The 15,985-nt window shown below is 68.7% G+C and carries 16 protein-coding genes; all 16 read right to left on the minus strand.

The window, feature by feature from the left end; translation table 11 throughout:
• Window positions 1-9: 9 nt before the first annotated feature.
• Window positions 10-1,473 (minus strand): NADH-quinone oxidoreductase subunit NuoN, encoded by a 1,464-nt coding sequence (gene nuoN / locus G407_RS0106785; protein WP_029030203.1) that lies wholly within the window; start codon window positions 1,471-1,473, stop codon window positions 10-12.
• Window positions 1,474-1,482: 9 nt separating this feature from the next.
• Window positions 1,483-2,994, minus strand: coding sequence for an NADH-quinone oxidoreductase subunit M (locus tag G407_RS0106790; RefSeq protein WP_029030204.1), 1,512 nt, complete (start codon window positions 2,992-2,994; stop codon window positions 1,483-1,485).
• Window positions 2,994-5,051, minus strand: coding sequence for an NADH-quinone oxidoreductase subunit L (nuoL, locus tag G407_RS0106795; RefSeq protein WP_029030205.1), 2,058 nt, complete (start codon window positions 5,049-5,051; stop codon window positions 2,994-2,996). Before nuoL ends, G407_RS0106790 begins: the two co-directional genes overlap by 1 nt.
• Before the next feature lie 10 nt (window positions 5,052-5,061).
• Window positions 5,062-5,367 carry an NADH-quinone oxidoreductase subunit NuoK gene (gene nuoK, locus G407_RS0106800; RefSeq protein WP_029030206.1) on the minus strand — a complete coding sequence of 102 codons (306 nt, stop codon included), beginning with the start codon at window positions 5,365-5,367 and terminating at the stop codon, window positions 5,062-5,064.
• A gap of 12 nt (window positions 5,368-5,379) precedes the next feature.
• Window positions 5,380-6,069 carry an NADH-quinone oxidoreductase subunit J gene (locus G407_RS26215; RefSeq protein ID WP_084327365.1) on the minus strand — a complete coding sequence of 230 codons (690 nt, stop codon included), beginning with the start codon at window positions 6,067-6,069 and terminating at the stop codon, window positions 5,380-5,382.
• Between the two features lie 159 nt (window positions 6,070-6,228).
• Window positions 6,229-6,717 (minus strand): NADH-quinone oxidoreductase subunit NuoI, encoded by a 489-nt coding sequence (nuoI, locus tag G407_RS0106810; RefSeq protein WP_029030207.1) that lies wholly within the window; start codon window positions 6,715-6,717, stop codon window positions 6,229-6,231.
• A 40-nt stretch (window positions 6,718-6,757) separates the two neighbouring features.
• Window positions 6,758-7,003 carry a hypothetical protein gene (locus G407_RS0106815; RefSeq protein ID WP_029030208.1) on the minus strand — a complete coding sequence of 82 codons (246 nt, stop codon included), beginning with the start codon at window positions 7,001-7,003 and terminating at the stop codon, window positions 6,758-6,760.
• A gap of 5 nt (window positions 7,004-7,008) precedes the next feature.
• Entirely contained in the window at window positions 7,009-8,037 is a 1,029-nt protein-coding gene (gene nuoH / locus G407_RS0106820) for an NADH-quinone oxidoreductase subunit NuoH (RefSeq protein WP_029030209.1), read from the minus strand.
• Between the two features lie 16 nt (window positions 8,038-8,053).
• Window positions 8,054-10,135 carry an NADH-quinone oxidoreductase subunit NuoG gene (gene nuoG, locus G407_RS0106825; protein ID WP_029030210.1) on the minus strand — a complete coding sequence of 694 codons (2,082 nt, stop codon included), beginning with the start codon at window positions 10,133-10,135 and terminating at the stop codon, window positions 8,054-8,056.
• Between the two features lie 9 nt (window positions 10,136-10,144).
• Window positions 10,145-10,372 carry a hypothetical protein gene (locus G407_RS0106830; RefSeq protein WP_342418131.1) on the minus strand — a complete coding sequence of 76 codons (228 nt, stop codon included), beginning with the start codon at window positions 10,370-10,372 and terminating at the stop codon, window positions 10,145-10,147.
• Window positions 10,373-10,382: 10 nt separating this feature from the next.
• Window positions 10,383-11,684 (minus strand): NADH-quinone oxidoreductase subunit NuoF, encoded by a 1,302-nt coding sequence (gene nuoF / locus G407_RS0106835; RefSeq protein ID WP_029030212.1) that lies wholly within the window; start codon window positions 11,682-11,684, stop codon window positions 10,383-10,385.
• 15 nt (window positions 11,685-11,699) lie between these two features.
• Window positions 11,700-12,929 carry an NADH-quinone oxidoreductase subunit NuoE gene (gene nuoE, locus G407_RS0106840; protein WP_029030213.1) on the minus strand — a complete coding sequence of 410 codons (1,230 nt, stop codon included), beginning with the start codon at window positions 12,927-12,929 and terminating at the stop codon, window positions 11,700-11,702.
• 94 nt (window positions 12,930-13,023) lie between these two features.
• Window positions 13,024-14,214 carry an NADH-quinone oxidoreductase subunit D gene (locus tag G407_RS0106845; protein WP_029030214.1) on the minus strand — a complete coding sequence of 397 codons (1,191 nt, stop codon included), beginning with the start codon at window positions 14,212-14,214 and terminating at the stop codon, window positions 13,024-13,026.
• A 14-nt stretch (window positions 14,215-14,228) separates the two neighbouring features.
• Window positions 14,229-14,855 carry an NADH-quinone oxidoreductase subunit C gene (locus G407_RS0106850; protein ID WP_043539148.1) on the minus strand — a complete coding sequence of 209 codons (627 nt, stop codon included), beginning with the start codon at window positions 14,853-14,855 and terminating at the stop codon, window positions 14,229-14,231.
• A 19-nt stretch (window positions 14,856-14,874) separates the two neighbouring features.
• Window positions 14,875-15,456 (minus strand): NuoB/complex I 20 kDa subunit family protein, encoded by a 582-nt coding sequence (locus G407_RS0106855; RefSeq protein WP_029030216.1) that lies wholly within the window; start codon window positions 15,454-15,456, stop codon window positions 14,875-14,877.
• Window positions 15,447-15,812 (minus strand): NADH-quinone oxidoreductase subunit A, encoded by a 366-nt coding sequence (locus G407_RS0106860; protein ID WP_029030217.1) that lies wholly within the window; start codon window positions 15,810-15,812, stop codon window positions 15,447-15,449. The genes G407_RS0106855 and G407_RS0106860 overlap by 10 nt, the downstream gene beginning before the upstream one ends.
• Between the last annotated feature and the right edge of the window lie 173 nt (window positions 15,813-15,985).

Raw genomic sequence — 15,985 nt, forward strand, 5'->3', positions numbered from 1 at the left:
TCCACCCGCTCAGGACAGCGATTGCGCGGCGATCAGCGCCGCCGCGAAGAGGGGCGCCGGCACGAGCCAGAAGATCAGGTTGAATACGCTCGACACGACCATGACCCCGCCGAGCGGCGCCGGCATCGGGTCGTAGGGCGCCACCGGCTCGTCGAAGTACATGACCTTGACGATGCGCAGGTAGTAGTACGCGCCCGGCACGCTGGCCACGACCGCGATCACGGCGAGGATCGCGAGCCCCGCCTCCACCGCGGCGAGGAAGACGTAGAGCTTGGCGAAGAAGCCCGCGAGCGGCGGGATGCCCGCGAGCGACAGCACCACGGCCGCGAGGCAGAAGGCGAGGCCGGGGTGGTTCTTGTAGACGCCGGCGAGGTCCGAGATGTCTTCCAGCACGACGCCGCCGCGGCGCATGCCCAGGATGCAGGCGAAGCCGCCGAGCGTCAGCACGAGGTAGATCGCCATGTAGATCAGGACGCCCTGCACGCCCGCCTCGGTTCCGGCGGCGAGGCCGACCAGCGCGAAGCCGACGTTGCCGATGGAGGAGTACGCCATCAGGCGCTTGAGGTTCGTCTGCCCGATCGCGGCGAAGGAGCCGAGGATCACCGAGGCCAGCGAGATGAAGATCACGATCTGGCGCCACTCGTCGACGATCGTCGGGAAGGCGTCCATGAACAGGCGCACCGCCAGCGCCATCGCCGCCATCTTCGGCGCGGAGGCGAAGAAGGCGGTGACCGGCGTCGGCGCGCCCTCGTAGACGTCCGGCGTCCACATGTGGAAGGGCACGGCCGAGATCTTGAAGGCCACGCCGGCGGCGACGAAGACGAGGCCGAAGATCGCGCCCGTCGAGGCGCCGCCCGTGCCGAGCGCGAGCTGGATGCCCTCGAAGGACACCGTGCCGGTGAAGCCGTAGACGAGCGAGGCGCCGTAGAGCAGCAGCCCCGAGGAGAGGGCGCCCAGCACGAAGTACTTCAGCCCCGCCTCGGTGGAGCGCGCGTCGTCGCGGTGGATCGAGGCGATGACGTAGGCGGCCAGCGACTGCAGCTCGAGGCCCATGTAGAGCGCGATCAGGTCGCCCGCGGAGACCATCACCATCATGCCGATCGTGGCGAGCACGATCAGGATCGGGTACTCGAACCGGTCGATCCCCAGCCTCCTGAAATGGTCGTGGGACATCATCAGGGCCACGATCGAGCCGATCAGCACGAGCACCTTGAAGAAGCGCGCGAAGGCGTCCGACACGAAGGCGCCGAAGAAGGTCGTCTGCGTCTCGGCCGGGGCGAGGAAGACCAGCGCCAGCGCCACCAGCATCAGCCCGATGGCGCCCGCCGAGACGAGCGCCGTCGAGCGCTCGCCGCGGATGGCGCCCACCAGGACGAGGACGAGCGCGCCCGCCGCCAGCACGATCTCCGGCAGGGCCGGGCCGAGCGCGGGGACGGGGAAGACGGGGAGCGGAACGGCCGATTCGGGCAGCATGTCAGGTCCTCACTGCGCGCCGGCGAGGGCGGTGGCCGCCCCCTCGAGCGCGGGCGCCGCGGCGCGCAGAACGGCTTCCGTCGGCGCCGCGAAGGCGTCGAGGATCGGCTGCGGCTGGACGCCGTAATAGATGACGAGCAGGACGAGCGGGGCGAGCATCACGATCTCGCGGCGCGTCAGGTCCGGCAGGACGGCGAGCGCCGGCTTCTCCAGCGGGCCGTTCATCACCCGCCAGTAGAGCCACAGCGCGTAGGCGGCCGAAAGGATGACGCCGAAGGCGGCGAAGAACGCGACCCAGAAGTTCGCCTGGAAGGCGCCCAACATGGTCAGGAACTCGCCGACGAACCCGGACGTGCCGGGCAGGCCTACGTTCGCCATGGTCAGCGTCAGGAAGACGATGGCGTAGAGCGGCATGCGGCTCGTCAGGCCCCCGAAAGCGGAGATCTCGCGGGTGTGCATGCGGTCGTAGATCACGCCGACGCACAGGAACAGCGCCCCCGAGATGAGCCCGTGCGAGACCATCTGGAACATGGCGCCCTCGATGCCCTGGGGGGTCATCGTGAACAGGCCCATCGTGACGAAGCCCATGTGCGCCACCGACGAGTAGGCGATGAGCTTCTTCATGTCCTCCTGCATCAGCGCGACCAGCGAGGTGTAGATGATCGCGATCACGGAGAGCGTGAACACGAGCGGCGCGAACTCCACCGACGCGTCCGGGAACATCGGCAGCGAGAAGCGCACGAAGCCGTAGCCGCCCATCTTCAGGAGGATGCCGGCCAGGATCACCGAGCCCGCGGTCGGGGCCTCGACGTGCGCGTCCGGCAGCCAGGTGTGGACCGGCCACATCGGCATCTTCACCGCGAAGGAGGCGAAGAAGGCGAGCCACAGCCACCATTGCAGCGACGGGTCGAAGCCGAAGGCGAGGAGGCGCTCGATGTCGGAGGTGCCAGCGGTCCAGTACATCGCGATCATCGCGATGAGCATCAGGACGGAGCCGAGGAGCGTGTAGAGGAAGAACTTGAACGAGGCGTAGATGCGCCGCTTGCCGCCCCAGATGCCGATGATGAGGAACATCGGGATCAGGACCGCCTCGAAGAAGATGTAGAACAGGAACAGGTCGAGGGCCACGAAGACGCCGATCATCAGCGTCTCGAGCACCAGGAAGGCGACCATGTACTCCTTCACCCGCGTCGTGATCGTCTCCCACGAGGCGAGGATGCAGAACGGCATCAGGAAGGCGGTGAGCAGCACGAACGGCATCGAGAAGCCGTCGACGCCGAGCTTGAAGGCGATCTCGGGCGAGATCCAGGCATGCGTCTCGACGAGCTGGAAGCCGGGCACGCCGGTGTCGAAGCGCGCCCAGGCGACGAGCGCCAGCAGGAAGGTGACGATCGTCGTCGCCAGCGCCGCCCAGCGCACGTTGCCGATCGTCGCCTCGTCCTCGCCGCGCTGGACCAGGATGAAGGCCGCGCCGACGAGCGGGAGGACGAGGAGCCCGAAGAGTATGCCGAAGCCGAACATCAACGGGCTCCCGTGACGAGGTACCAGGTGACCAGCGCCGCGACGCCGATCATCATGACGAAGGCATAGTGGTAGACGTACCCGGTCTGCAGCCTCACGACCCAGGAGGTCGCGTCGAGCACGCGGGCGGAGACGCCGTCCGGCCCGAGCCCGTCGATGATCTTGCCGTCGCCCGTGCGCCACAGGAAGCGGCCCAGGCGCTTGGCGGGACGCACGAAGATCAGGTCGTAGAGCTCGTCGATGTACCACTTGTTGAGCAGGAAGCGGTAGATCACCGGGTGGCGCGCGGCCAGGCGCGCCGGCACGGCCTTGTCGCGCACGTACATCCAGAACGCGAGCGCGAAGCCGATCACCATCGCCACGAAGGGCGACCACACGACCCAGGCGGGGACGTAGTGGAAGTCCTCCATGATCGTGTTGCCCTCACGGGTGTAGATCGCACCTTCCCAGAAGTGGCTCCAGTCGTGGCCGACGAAGCTCTCCTTGAACAGGAAGCCCGCGGCGAGCGCGCCGACCGCGAGGATGCCGAGGGGGATCGTCATCACGAGCGGGCTCTCGTGCGGCTGATGCGCATGGCCGTGATGCTCGTGCGGCGCGGCGGTCGCGGGCTCGAGATCCTGGTCGTGCGCCCCGTGCGCCACGCCCTCGTGGTCGTCGTGCCCGCCCGACGCGTGGACCGCATCGCCGTGCCCGGCCCAGCGCGGCGCGCCGGTGAAGGCCATGAAGAACAGCCGCCAGGAATAGAAGGAGGTGAACAGCGCCGCGATCACGGTCGCCACGAAGGCGACGTCACCCGCCGTCGTCGGCGAGGCGTAGGCCGCCTCGATCACCGCGTCCTTCGAGTAGTAGCCCGCCGTGAACGGGAAGCCGGTCAGCGCCAGCGTCCCGATCGCCATCATCGCGGCGGTGAACGGGATGTGGCGGCGAAGCCCGCCCATGTTGCGCAGGTCCTGCTCGTGGTGCAGCGCGTGGATGACGGAGCCCGCGCCCAGGAAGAGCAGCGCCTTGAAGAAGGCGTGCGTGAACAGGTGGAAGATGCCCACCCCGTAGGCGCCGACGCCGAGCGCGACGAACATGTAGCCGAGCTGCGAGCAGGTCGAGTAGGCGATCACGCGCTTGATGTCGTTCTGCACGAGGCCGACGGTGGCCGCGAAGAACGCGGTCAGCGCGCCGATGTAGGTGACGACCGTGAGCGCGGTGGGCGTGAACTCGTAGAGCGGCGACATGCGCGCCACCAGGAACACGCCGGCCGTCACCATGGTGGCGGCGTGGATCAGCGCGGAGACCGGGGTCGGGCCCTCCATCGCGTCCGGCAGCCAGGTGTGCAGCAGGAACTGCGCCGACTTGCCCATCGCGCCCATGAACAGCAGCAGCGCCGCGAGCTCGAGCGCGCCGACGTTCGACAGGCCGAGCAGCACCGGCCCCTCCCCGCCCTCGGCATAGGCCGGGATCTGGGCGAAGATCTCCTCGAACTGCACCGAGCCGAACAGGAAGAACACGGCGAAGATGCCGAGCGCAAAGCCGAAGTCGCCGACGCGGTTGACCACGAAGGCCTTGATCGCGGCGGCGTTGGCGGAGGGCTTCTGGTACCAGAAGCCAATCAGCAGGTAGGAGGCGAGGCCCACGCCCTCCCAGCCGAAGAACATCTGGACGAGGTTGTCCGACGTCACCAGCATCAGCATGGCGAAGGTGAACAGCGACAGGTAGGCGAAGAACCGCGGCCGCGACGGGTCCTCGTGCATGTAGCCGATCGAGTAGAGGTGCACGAGCGCCGAGACGGTGTTGACGACGACGAGCATCACCACGGTCAGCGTGTCGATGCGGAACGCCCAATCGACCGCGAGCCCGCCCGACACCATCCAGGTCGCCACCTGGACGCGGAAGACGTCCGGCCCCTCGCCCATCGCCACGTCGAAGAAGGCGACCCAGGACAGGGCCGCCGAGACGACGAGGAGCGCGGTCGTGACGATCTCGCTCGGGCGCGCGCCGATGAAGCGGCCGAAGATACCGGCGACGAGGAAGCCGACGAGCGGCAGGAAGACGATCGCTTGGTACATGGCGCGGCCTTCAGCCCTTCATCGTGTTGATGTCTTCCACCGCGATGGTGCCGCGGTTGCGGAAGAAGATGACCAGGATCGCGAGGCCGATCGCCGCCTCCGCCGCCGCGACCGTCAGCACGAACAGCGCGAAGACCTGCCCGACGATGTCGTTGAGGAAGGCCGAGAAGGCGACGAGGTTGATGTTCACCGCGAGCAGGATCAGCTCGATCGACATCAGGATGACGATCACGTTGCGCCGGTTGAGGAAGATGCCGACCACGCCGAGCGTGAACAGGATCGCGGCGACGGTGAGGAAGTGGGTCAGGCCGATCATCGCGCGTCCTCCTCAGGCGTCTTCGCGGGGGCGGGCGGGCGCGGGGGATCCCGAGCCGAGCCCCGAGCCGAGCCCCGACCCGAGTCCCTTGCCCAATCCCTTGCCGATCGGCGGGGAGGTCATGCCGATCGCCTCCTCCTTCGTGCGCAGGCCCTGGCGCACCGCGTCCTGGCGCTTGGTGCCGACCCGCTCGCGCAGGGTGAGCACGATCGCGCCGATCATGGCGACGAGCAGGATCAGCCCCGCGAGCTGGAAGAAGTAGACGTAGCGGGTGTAGAGCACCGAGCCGAGCGCGGCCGTGTTCGTCATCACCGGCACCTCGCCGACCACCGGCTCGGCGGCGAGCAGCGCCGGATCGACGGCGTAGGTGGTCACGACGAGGATCAGCTCGACGAGGAAGATCACCCCGACGGTGGCGCCGATGGGCAGGTACTGCAGCACCCCCTGGCGCAGGCTGGCGAAGTCGATGTCGAGCAGCATGATCACGAACAGGAACAGCACCGCCACCGCGCCGACGTAGACGACGACCAGGATCATCGCCAGGAACTCGGCCCCGAGCAGCACGAACAGCCCCGCCGCGTTCACGAAGGCGAGGATGAGGAAGAGCACGGCGTGCACGGGATTGCGGGAGGCGATCACGAGGAAGGCCGAGGCCACCGTGATGCCGGCGAAGAGGTAGAAGAAGGCTGCCGTGACGCTCATGCTCGCTCGCTCGAAGCCCGTCGAGCCGGTCCGCGGGCGAGGTTGGCGCCGGCGCGTCGCGGGAGGCTCTGGAGGAAGCCGCCCGGGGGTCCGGGCGGCTCGTCTATAGACCCGGTATCCGAGGCGCACAACCCGATGCGCCCGCGTCCGGCTTCGTCCTTAGCGGTAAGGCGCGTCGAGCGCGATGTTCTTCGCGATCGCCCGCTCGTAACGCTCGCCGTTCTCGAGCAGCTTCTGCTTGTCGTAGAGCAGCTCCTCGCGCGTCTCCACGGAGAACTCCATGCCGGGACCCTCGACGATGGCGTCGACGGGGCAGGCCTCGGCGCAGAATCCGCAGTAGATGCACTTCACCATATCGATGTCGTAGCGCGTCGTGCGGCGCGTGCCGTCGTTGCGCCGCGGCCCCGCCTCGATGGTGATCGCCTGGGCCGGGCACACCGCCTCGCACAGCTTGCAGGCGATGCAGCGCTCCTCGCCGTTGGGATAGCGGCGCAGGGCGTGCTCGCCGCGGAACCGGGGCGAGCGCGGGTTCATCTCGAAGGGGTAGTTCAGCGTCGCCTTGGGCTTGAAGAAGTAGCGCAGCGACAGCACGAAGGCGGCCGCGAACTCCTTCAGGAACAGGGACTTGGCGCTCTGGTCGAGCTTCATGGCGAAACCTCCTCCGGAAGGTTCTCGTACGTCTCGCGTCTCAGCCGCCGAGCGCGCGCCCGGCGAAATAGCCGACGATGGGGAAGGCCACCACGGTCGCGGCGAGGAGCAGCACGCGCAACAGCTTGATGCGCCGCTCGAAATCCGCCTTGTCCGCCGCCGTCTCGCTGTCGTCGAGACGGCGCAGCCGGCCTTCCACCACGCCGGCGACGATCCTGTAGTCCACCCAGCCGATGACGAGGCCGATGAAGGCCCCGATCAGGCCGGCGGGTGAGAGCCAGTCCATCGTCCTCAGGCCCCGACCCCGGGGGCGAGCCCGGTGAGCTTGAGCACGAAAGCCACGATCACCACGGCCGCCAGCGACAGGGGCAGGAACACCTTCCAGCCCAGCCGCATCAGCTGGTCGTAGCGGTAGCGCGGCACGAACGCCTTCACCATCGCGAAGATGAAGAAGACGAGCGACATCTTGAGGACGAACCAGACGATCCCCGGCACCCAGGTGAAGGGCGCGATCGGGAACGGCGGCAGCCAGCCGCCGAAGAACATGATCGTCATCAAGGCGCACATGGTCATGATGGCCACGTACTCGCCCAGCATGAACAGCAGGTAGGGGGTGGAGGAGTACTCCACCATGAACCCGGCCACGAGCTCCGATTCCGCCTCCGGCAGGTCGAAGGGCGGGCGGTTCGTCTCCGCCAGCGCCGAGATCAGGAAGATCACGAACATCGGGAACAGCCACAGCCAATACCAGCCGAAGATGCCCCATTCCGAGTTCTGCGATTCGACGATCGCGGTCAGGTTCAGCGAGCCGACGCAGAGCAGCACCGTGATGATCACGAAGCCGATCGAGACCTCGTAGGAGATCATCTGCGCCGCCGAGCGCAGGGCGCCGAGGAAGGCGTATTTCGAGTTCGAGGCCCAGCCCGCCATGATCACGCCGTAGACCTGCAGCGAGGACACGGCGAAGACGAACAGGATGCCGACGTTGAGGTCCGCGATCACCCAGCCCGCGTCGACCGGGATCACCGCCCAGGCGGTGAGCGCCAGGAAGACGAGCACGAGCGGGGCGAGCAGGAACAGGCCCTTGTTCGCCGAGGCCGGGATCACCGGCTCCTTCAGCACGAACTTGAGCAGGTCCGCGAAGCTCTGCAGGAGCCCCCACGGCCCGACCACGTTCGGCCCGCGGCGCAGCTGCACCGCCGCCCAGATCTTGCGGTCGGCGTAGAGGATGTAGGCGATGTAGATCATCAGCACCGACATCAGCGTGAGGCTGGCCAGCGCGATGAGCGCGACGTCGAGGGAGGCTTCCCAGAAGGTCATCGTATCCGTCCCGTCCTCACTCGGCCGCTTCCTGCCGGGCGCCTTGGGCGAGCGCCGAGCATTCCGCCATGATCGCCGATGCGCGGGCGATCGGGTTCGTCAGGTAGAAGTCCGCGATCGGGCTCGTGAACGCCGCGTTCCCGATCTCCCCGCCGCGGGCCGCGAGCGCGCCGATCGCCGCCGGGTCGGCGGGCGTGATCCGCTCGTCCTCGGCCAGATGCGGATGCGCCGCGAACAGCCCCTGGCGCAGCTGCGCCAGCGTGTCGAACGGCAGGCGCGCACCGAGGACGTCCGAGACCGCACGCAGGATGGCCCAGTCCTCACGGGCGTCGCCCGGCGGGAAGGCGGCGCGGTAGCCGAATTGCGGGCGCCCCTCGGTGTTGACGTAGAGCCCGTTCTTCTCCGTGTAGGCCGCGCCCGGCAGGATCACGTCGGCGCGATGCGCGCCGCGGTCGCCGTGCGTGCCCTGATAGACGACGAAGGCACCCGGGGCGACCTCGATCTCGTCGGCACCCAGCAGCCAGACGACGTCCATCGCGCCGGGGGCGCACATCTCGGCCGCCGTCTTGCCGCCCTCCCCCGGCACGAAGCCGATGTCGAGGCCGCCGACGCGCGCCGCCGCCGTGTGGAGCACGGCGAAGCCGTTCCAGCCGTCCGCGATCGCGCCGAAGGTCTGCGCCGCCTTCGCCGCGAGCGACAGCACCGCCGCGCCGTCCGGCCGCGCGAGCGCGCCCTGGCCGACGATGACGATCGGGCGCTCGGCCGCCTTCAGCGTCTCGGCGAAGGCGTGCCTGCAGTCGACGAGGTCCTGCAGCGTCTGCGGGCCGGCGCCGAGATAGGCGTGGTCGTAGGTGAGGTTCGCCGCCTCGCCGATCAGCCCGATGGCGACCGGGCCCTGGCGCCAGCGCTTGCGGATGCGCACGTTGACCAGCGAGGCCTCGATGCGCGGGTTCGCACCCACGATCAGGATCGCGTCCGCCTCCTCGATGCCCTGGATCGTCGGGTTGAAGACGTAGCCCGCGCGCCCGAGCGCCGGATCGAGCGCCGCGCCGTCCTGGCGGCAGTCGAGATTCGCCGAGCCGAGGCCCTGCATCAGGCCCTTCAGGGCCCACATGTCCTCGACGGCGCAGAGGTCGCCGGCGACGGCGCCGATGCGGCTCGGGTCCTTGCCCTTCACCGCGCCGGCGATCGCCGCGAAGGCCTCGCTCCACGAGGCGGGCTTCAGCCGGCCGTCGGCGCCGCGCACGTAGGGGCGATCGAGCCGCTGGCGGCGCAGGCCGTCGACGATGTGGCGGGTCTTGTCGGTGATCCACTCCTCGTTGATCGCCTCGTTGACCCGCGGCAGGATGCGCATCACCTCACGCCCGCGGGTGTCGACGCGGATCGCGGACCCGACCGCGTCCATGACGTCGATCGATTCGGTCTTGGTCAGCTCCCAGGGCCGGGCGTTGTAGGCGTAGGGCTTCGAGGTCAGCGCGCCGACGGGGCAGAGATCCGCCACGCAGGACTGGAGCTCCGAGCCCATCGCCTTCTCGAGATAGGTGGTGATCTCCATGTCCTCGCCGCGCCCGATGGCGCCGAGATCCGGCACGCCGGCCACCTCGGTGGCGAAGCGCACGCAGCGGGTGCAGTGGATGCAGCGGTTCATCCACGTCTTGACGAGCGGGCCGATGTACTTGTCCTCGACCGCGCGCTTGTTCTCGTGGAAGCGCGTCGAATCGACCCCGTAGGCCATCGCCTGGTCCTGCAGGTCGCACTCGCCGCCCTGGTCGCAGATCGGGCAATCCAGCGGGTGGTTGATGAGGAGGAACTCCATCACCCCCTCGCGCGCCTTCTTGGTGCTCGCCGACTTGGTGTAGACCGTCGGCGGCTCGCCGTTGGGGCCGGGCCGGCAGTCCTTCACGCCCCAGGCGCAGGACGCCACGGGCTTGGGCGCGCCCTTGAGCTCGACCAGGCACATGCGGCAATTGCCGGCGATGGACAGCCGCTCGTGGAAGCAGAAGCGCGGGATCTCGGCCCCCGCGGCCTCGCAGGCCTGGAGCAGCGTGTACTCGGCGGGGACGTCGACCTCGATGTCGTCGACGATGATCTTCGGCATGACGGTCTCTCAGTGCGGCTGTTCGACGAGATCGAGCCTGCGCTCGATCCGATCCAGCCGGTCCTCGACGCGATCGAGGCGGCGGTTGATTCCAGCGATCGCGACGTTGGTCTTGGCGAGCCCCTCCTCGACGTCGGTCATGCGGACCTTGAGATCACGCACGTCCTCCGCGATACGGTCGACCTTTTCATCGATGCGCCGGAGGTAGACCAGCACGAGGTTTTCGGGCTCGCTCATCATCCTGTCCTCACTCCGCCGCGACGCGCACGGGATCACCGTGCGGGTTGGCGGCGTACTCGTCGATGCGCTGCTCGATCTCGTGGCGATAATGCCGGATCAGGCCCTGGATCGGCCAGGCGGCCGCGTCGCCGAGCGCGCAGATCGTGTGGCCCTCGACCTGCTTCGTCACCTCGAGCAGCATGTCGATCTCGCGCTTCTGGGCGCGGCCCTCCGCCATGCGCGAGACCACGCGCCACATCCAGCCGGTGCCCTCGCGGCAGGGCGTGCACTGGCCGCAGGACTCGTGCTTGTAGAAGTACGAGATCCGCGCGATCGCCCGGATGATGTCGGTGGACTGGTCCATCACGATCACCGCCGCGGTGCCGAGGCCGGATCCGAGCCCGCGCAGCGTGTCGAAGTCCATGGGCGCGTCGGCGATCTCGGCGCCCGGGACCAGCGGCACCGAGGAGCCGCCGGGGATGACGCACTTCAGGTTGTCCCAGCCGCCGCGGATGCCGCCGCAGTGCTTGTCGATGAGCTCCCGGAAGGGGATGCCCATCTCCTCCTCGACGTTGCACGGCTTGTCGACGTGGCCGGACACGCAGAACAGCTTGGTGCCGTGGTTGTTCGGCCGGCCGAGCCCGGCGAACCAGGCGCCGCCTCGGCGCAGGATCGTGCCCGCCACAGCGATGGATTCGACGTTGTTCACCGTCGTCGGGCAGCCCCACAGGCCCATGTTGGCCGGGAAGGGCGGCTTCAGGCGCGGCATGCCCTTCTTGCCCTCGAGGCTCTCGAGCAGCGCCGTCTCCTCGCCGCAGATGTAGGCGCCCGCCCCGTGGGCGAGGTAGCAGTCGAACGGCCAGCCGTGGACGTTGTCCTTGCCGATCAGGTTGGCCTCGTAGGCCTCGTCGATCGCGCGCTGGAGCGCCTCGCGCTCGGCGATGTACTCGCCGCGGATGTAGATGTAGGCCGCGTGCGCGCCCATGGCGACGCAGGCGAGCAGGCACCCCTCGATCAGGAGATGCGGGTCGTGCCGCATGATCTCCCGGTCCTTGCAGGTGCCGGGCTCGGATTCGTCGGCGTTGACGACGAGGTAGTGCGGGCGCCCGTCGCTCTGCTTGGGCATGAACGACCACTTCAGGCCCGTCGGGAAGCCCGCGCCGCCGCGGCCGCGCAGGTTCGACTTCTTCATCTCGTCGATGATCCACTCGCGGCCCTGGTCGACGAGGAACTTGGTCTCGTCCCACGCACCGCGCTTGCGCGCCGCCTCGAGCCCCGGCGAATGGAAGCCGTAGAGGTTGGTGAAGATGCGATCCTTGTCCTGAAGCATGGCGCCGGTCTCCTCTCAGGACGGGGTGTTGCCGTCGGCGAGCGCGCGCGCCTGCTCGACCCAGTTCTCCCGGTCGATCCGGCCGGGGAAGGCGAGGTAGGTGCCGACCCAGCGGATCTGCGGGCGCTCCCAGGCGGCGATCTGGTCGAAGTGCCAGATGCCGAGCCCGTTGAGCTTCTTCTCGTTGGCGGGGCCGATGCCGAGGATCTTCTTGAGGTCGTCGGCCGTCCCGCCGCGCGGGGCGTCGAGGCCGGCGGGCCGCTCGCCGACGGCGTTCGCCTTGTCCTCGGCGGAGGCGTCCTTCGGCAGCGTGGCGAGGCGGGAGGCGACCTCCTCCTCCTCGGCGACGGCCTGGGCGTCCACCGTCTTGCGGGAGCCCTCCTCGGACGCCGTCACCCGCGCGCCCGGGTCGACGGGCCGCTCGCCGGCGGCGGCGCGCTGGGCGGGGGCGTCGGCGACGGGGCTCTCCGTGGCGCGGCCGGAATCGGGCTTGCCCGGCTTGGGCTCGACGGCGGCCTCCTTGGCGGCGGACGCCGCCTCGGCCTTCGCCTCGTCCTCCTTCGCCTTCTCCTCGGCGGCCTTGCGGATGGCCTCCTCCTCGAAGCGCTTCTTCCAGGCGCCGACGCGCGAGCCGTCGTAGAGGCCGGGGTCCTGCAGGGTCTGGACGTTGTCCGTCGGCTCGGACGACGTACGGCCCTGCTGCGAGCCCGTGCGGACCTCGCGCCCGGCGGCGAGGTCGTCGAGGAGCTTGTCGAAATTCTCCTCGGTCAGGTCCTCGTAGTAATCGTCGTTGATCTGCACCATCGGCGCGTTGCAGCAGGCGCCCAGGCACTCGACCTCGAGCCAGGAGAACAGCCCGTCGTCCGTGACGTGCTGCGGCGCGCCGATGCGGCGCTCGAGCACCTTCTTCACGGCGTCCGAGCCGCGCAGCTGGCAGGGCGTCGTCCCGCACATCTGGATGTAGAACTTGCCGACCGGCTCGAGGTTGAACATCGTGTAGAAGGTCGCGACCTCGAACACGCGGATATAGGGCATGGCGAGCCGCTCCGCGACGGCCTCGATGGCCTTCTGCGGCAGCCAGTTCCCGCAATCCTTCTGCACGCGCCACAGGAGCGGGATCACCGCGGAGGCCTGCCGGCCCACCGGGTACTTGCGCACCTGCTCGACGAGCCACGCCTCGGTCTGGGGCGTGAACGCGAAGGATTTCGGTTGCACCGCGTCGGGTGCGAGCCTGCGAACGGCCATCTGCCTCTACTCGCTCTGGCGCGGCCGGCTCGTGCGCGCCGCGCGCGTTCCTCGTGCCCGCGCGGAGGACGGTCTCCCCCGCGCCGGCTTCAGATCAGCGATCGACCTCGCCGAAGACGATGTCGATCGACCCCAGGATGGCCGACACGTCGGCCAGCATGTGCCCGCGGCACAGGAAATCCATCGCCTGGAGATGGGCGAATCCCGGCGCGCGGATCTTCACCCGGTAGGGCTTGTTGCCGCCGTCCGAGACGAGATAGACGCCGAACTCGCCCTTGGGCGCCTCGACCGCCGCGTAGATCTCGCCCTCGGGGACGTGGAAGCCCTCGGTGTAGAGCTTGAAGTGGTGGATGAGCGCCTCCATCGAGCGCTTCATCTCGCCCCGCTTGGGCGGCGCGACCTTGCCGTCCTTGGTCGCGATCGGACCCTTGCCGTCCGGCTTGCGGAGCTTGGCGATGCACTGGCGCATGATGCGCACCGACTGGCGCATCTCCTCCATGCGGATGAGCTGGCGATCGTAGTTGTCGCCGTTCTTCCCCACGGGGACGTCGAACTCCATCTCGTCGTAGCACTCGTAGGGCTGCGCCTTGCGCAGGTCCCACGGTGCGCCGGAGCCGCGCACCATCACGCCGGAGAAGCCCCACTTCCAGCAATCCTCCAGCGACACGACGGCGATGTCGACGTTGCGCTGCTTGAAGATGCGGTTGCCCATGACGAGCGCGTCGAGGTCGTCGACCGTCTTCAGGAACGGGTCGCACCAGGCCTCGATGTCGTCGATCAGGTCCTCCGGCAGGTCCTGGTGGACACCGCCGAAGCGGAAGTAGTTGGCGTGCAGCCGCGCGCCGGACGCGCGCTCGTAGAACACCATCAGCCGCTCGCGCTCCTCGAAGCCCCACAGCGGCGGGGTGAGCGCGCCCACGTCCATCGCCTGCGTGGTGATGTTGAGGAGGTGCGAGAGGATGCGGCCGATCTCGCAGTAGAGCACGCGGATGAGCTGCGCGCGGCGTGGCACGGTGATCCCGAGCAGGCGCTCGGCGGCGAGGCAGAAGGCGTGCTCCTGGTTCATCGGCGCGACGTAGTCGAGCCGGTCGAAATAGGGCGTGCCCTGGAGGTAGGTCTTGTACTCGAGCAGCTTCTCGGTGCCGCGGTGGAGCAGGCCCACGTGCGGGTCGACGCGCTCCACGACCTCGCCGTCGAGCTCGAGCACGAGGCGCAGCACGCCGTGCGCGGCCGGATGCTGCGGGCCGAAGTTGATCGAGAAGTTGCGGATGTCGTGCTCGCCCATGGCGCTCTCCTCGATCAGCCTTTCGCCTTCTCGTCGCCGGGCAGGACGTAGTCCGTCCCTTCCCAGGGCGACAGGAAGTCGAAGTTGCGGAACTCCTGGGTGAGCTTCACCGGCTCGTAAATCACTCGCCCCTGCGCCTCGTCGTAGCGCACCTCGACGAAGCCGGTGAGCGGGAAGTCCTTGCGCAGCGGATGGCCCTCGAAGCCGTAGTCGGTCAGGAGCCGGCGCAGGTCCGGATGGCCGGAGAACAGGATGCCGTAGAGGTCGTAGGCCTCGCGCTCGAACCAGTTCGCCGCCGGGAAGTCGTCGATGATGGACGGCACCGGCGTGCGCTCGTCGGTGCGGACCTTCACACGCACGCGCGTGTTGTGCTCGGGCGACAGGAAGTGGTAGACGACGTCGAAGCGCTGCGCGCGCTCGGGGTAGTCGACGCCGCAGATGTCGATGAACGACACGAAGCGGCAGCGCGGGTCGTCGCGCAGGAAGGCGACGACGTCGCGGATCGCCGCGGCCTCGACCTCGAGCGCGAGGTCGCCGTGGGCGGCCACCGCGACGCCGGTCACCGCCGTCGGCAGCGCGTCCCGGACGTGGTTGCCGAGCGCCAGCAGCGCGTCGGTGTCGATGTGGGGCTGGATGGCCATGATCCCTCGCGAGCCCTCCTCAGCGCTCGATCGTGCCGGTGCGGCGGATCTTCTTCTGCAGGAGCAGCACGCCGTAGAGCAGCGCCTCGGCCGTCGGCGGGCAGCCCGGCACGTAGACGTCGACCGGCACGATGCGATCGCAGCCGCGCACCACCGAGTACGAGTAGTGATAGTAGCCGCCGCCATTGGCGCACGAGCCCATCGAGATGACGTAGCGCGGCTCCGGCATCTGGTCGTAGACCTTGCGGAAGGCGGGGGCCATCTTGTTGGTCAGCGTGCCGGCGACGATGATCACGTCCGACTGGCGCGGCGAGGCGCGCGGGGCGAAGCCGAACCGCTCCGCGTCGTAGCGCGGCATCGACATCTGCATCATCTCGACGGCGCAGCAGGCGAGCCCGAACGTCATCCACATCAGCGAGCCGGTGCGCGCCCAGGTGATCAGGTCGTCGACCGAGGTGACGAGAAAGCCCTTGTCGGCGAGCTCGGCCGAGACGTCGGCGAAGAACGGGTCCTCGCCGCGCGGCGCGCCGTGCTGCAGGCCGAACGTGTCCTCCGTCCGGGGCGCGTCGGGACGCGTCTTGCCGGGATCGATCAGTCCCATTCCAGGGCTCCCTTCTTCCACTCGTAGACGAAGCCGACGGTGAGCACGCCGAGGAAGATCATCATCGACCAGAAGCCGAACCAGCCGATGCCGCCGAAGGTCACCGCCCAGGGGAACAGGAAGGCGACCTCGAGGTCGAAGATGATGAACAGGATGGCCACCAGGTAGAAGCGGACGTCGAACTTCATGCGCGAGTCGTCGAAGGCGTTGAACCCGCACTCGTAGGCCGAGAGCTTCTCGGAATCCGGGCTCTTGTAGGCCACGACGAAGGGTGCGGCGAGCAGGATGGCGCCGATGAAGAGCGCCACGCCCATGAAGATGACGAGCGGCAGGTAGTCGGCCAAAAGCGCGGTCATGACGCTCCCTTCTCACGTGGCCCGCAACGCCGACGGCTCCGCCCTGGAAGAGGCGGACTCTGGACGGCGCTGCGCCGGGCGACGCTTAGCCCACGCCCCGGCGGGTGGCAAGGCCCCGAGGGGTCGCACGGATGCCGAGAACGGTCCCGAAACGGCGGCTTTCGCGCGGGCGC

The sequence above is a fragment of the Salinarimonas rosea DSM 21201 genome (assembly GCF_000429045.1).
In the GTDB taxonomy this organism is placed as follows: domain Bacteria; phylum Pseudomonadota; class Alphaproteobacteria; order Rhizobiales; family Beijerinckiaceae; genus Salinarimonas; species Salinarimonas rosea.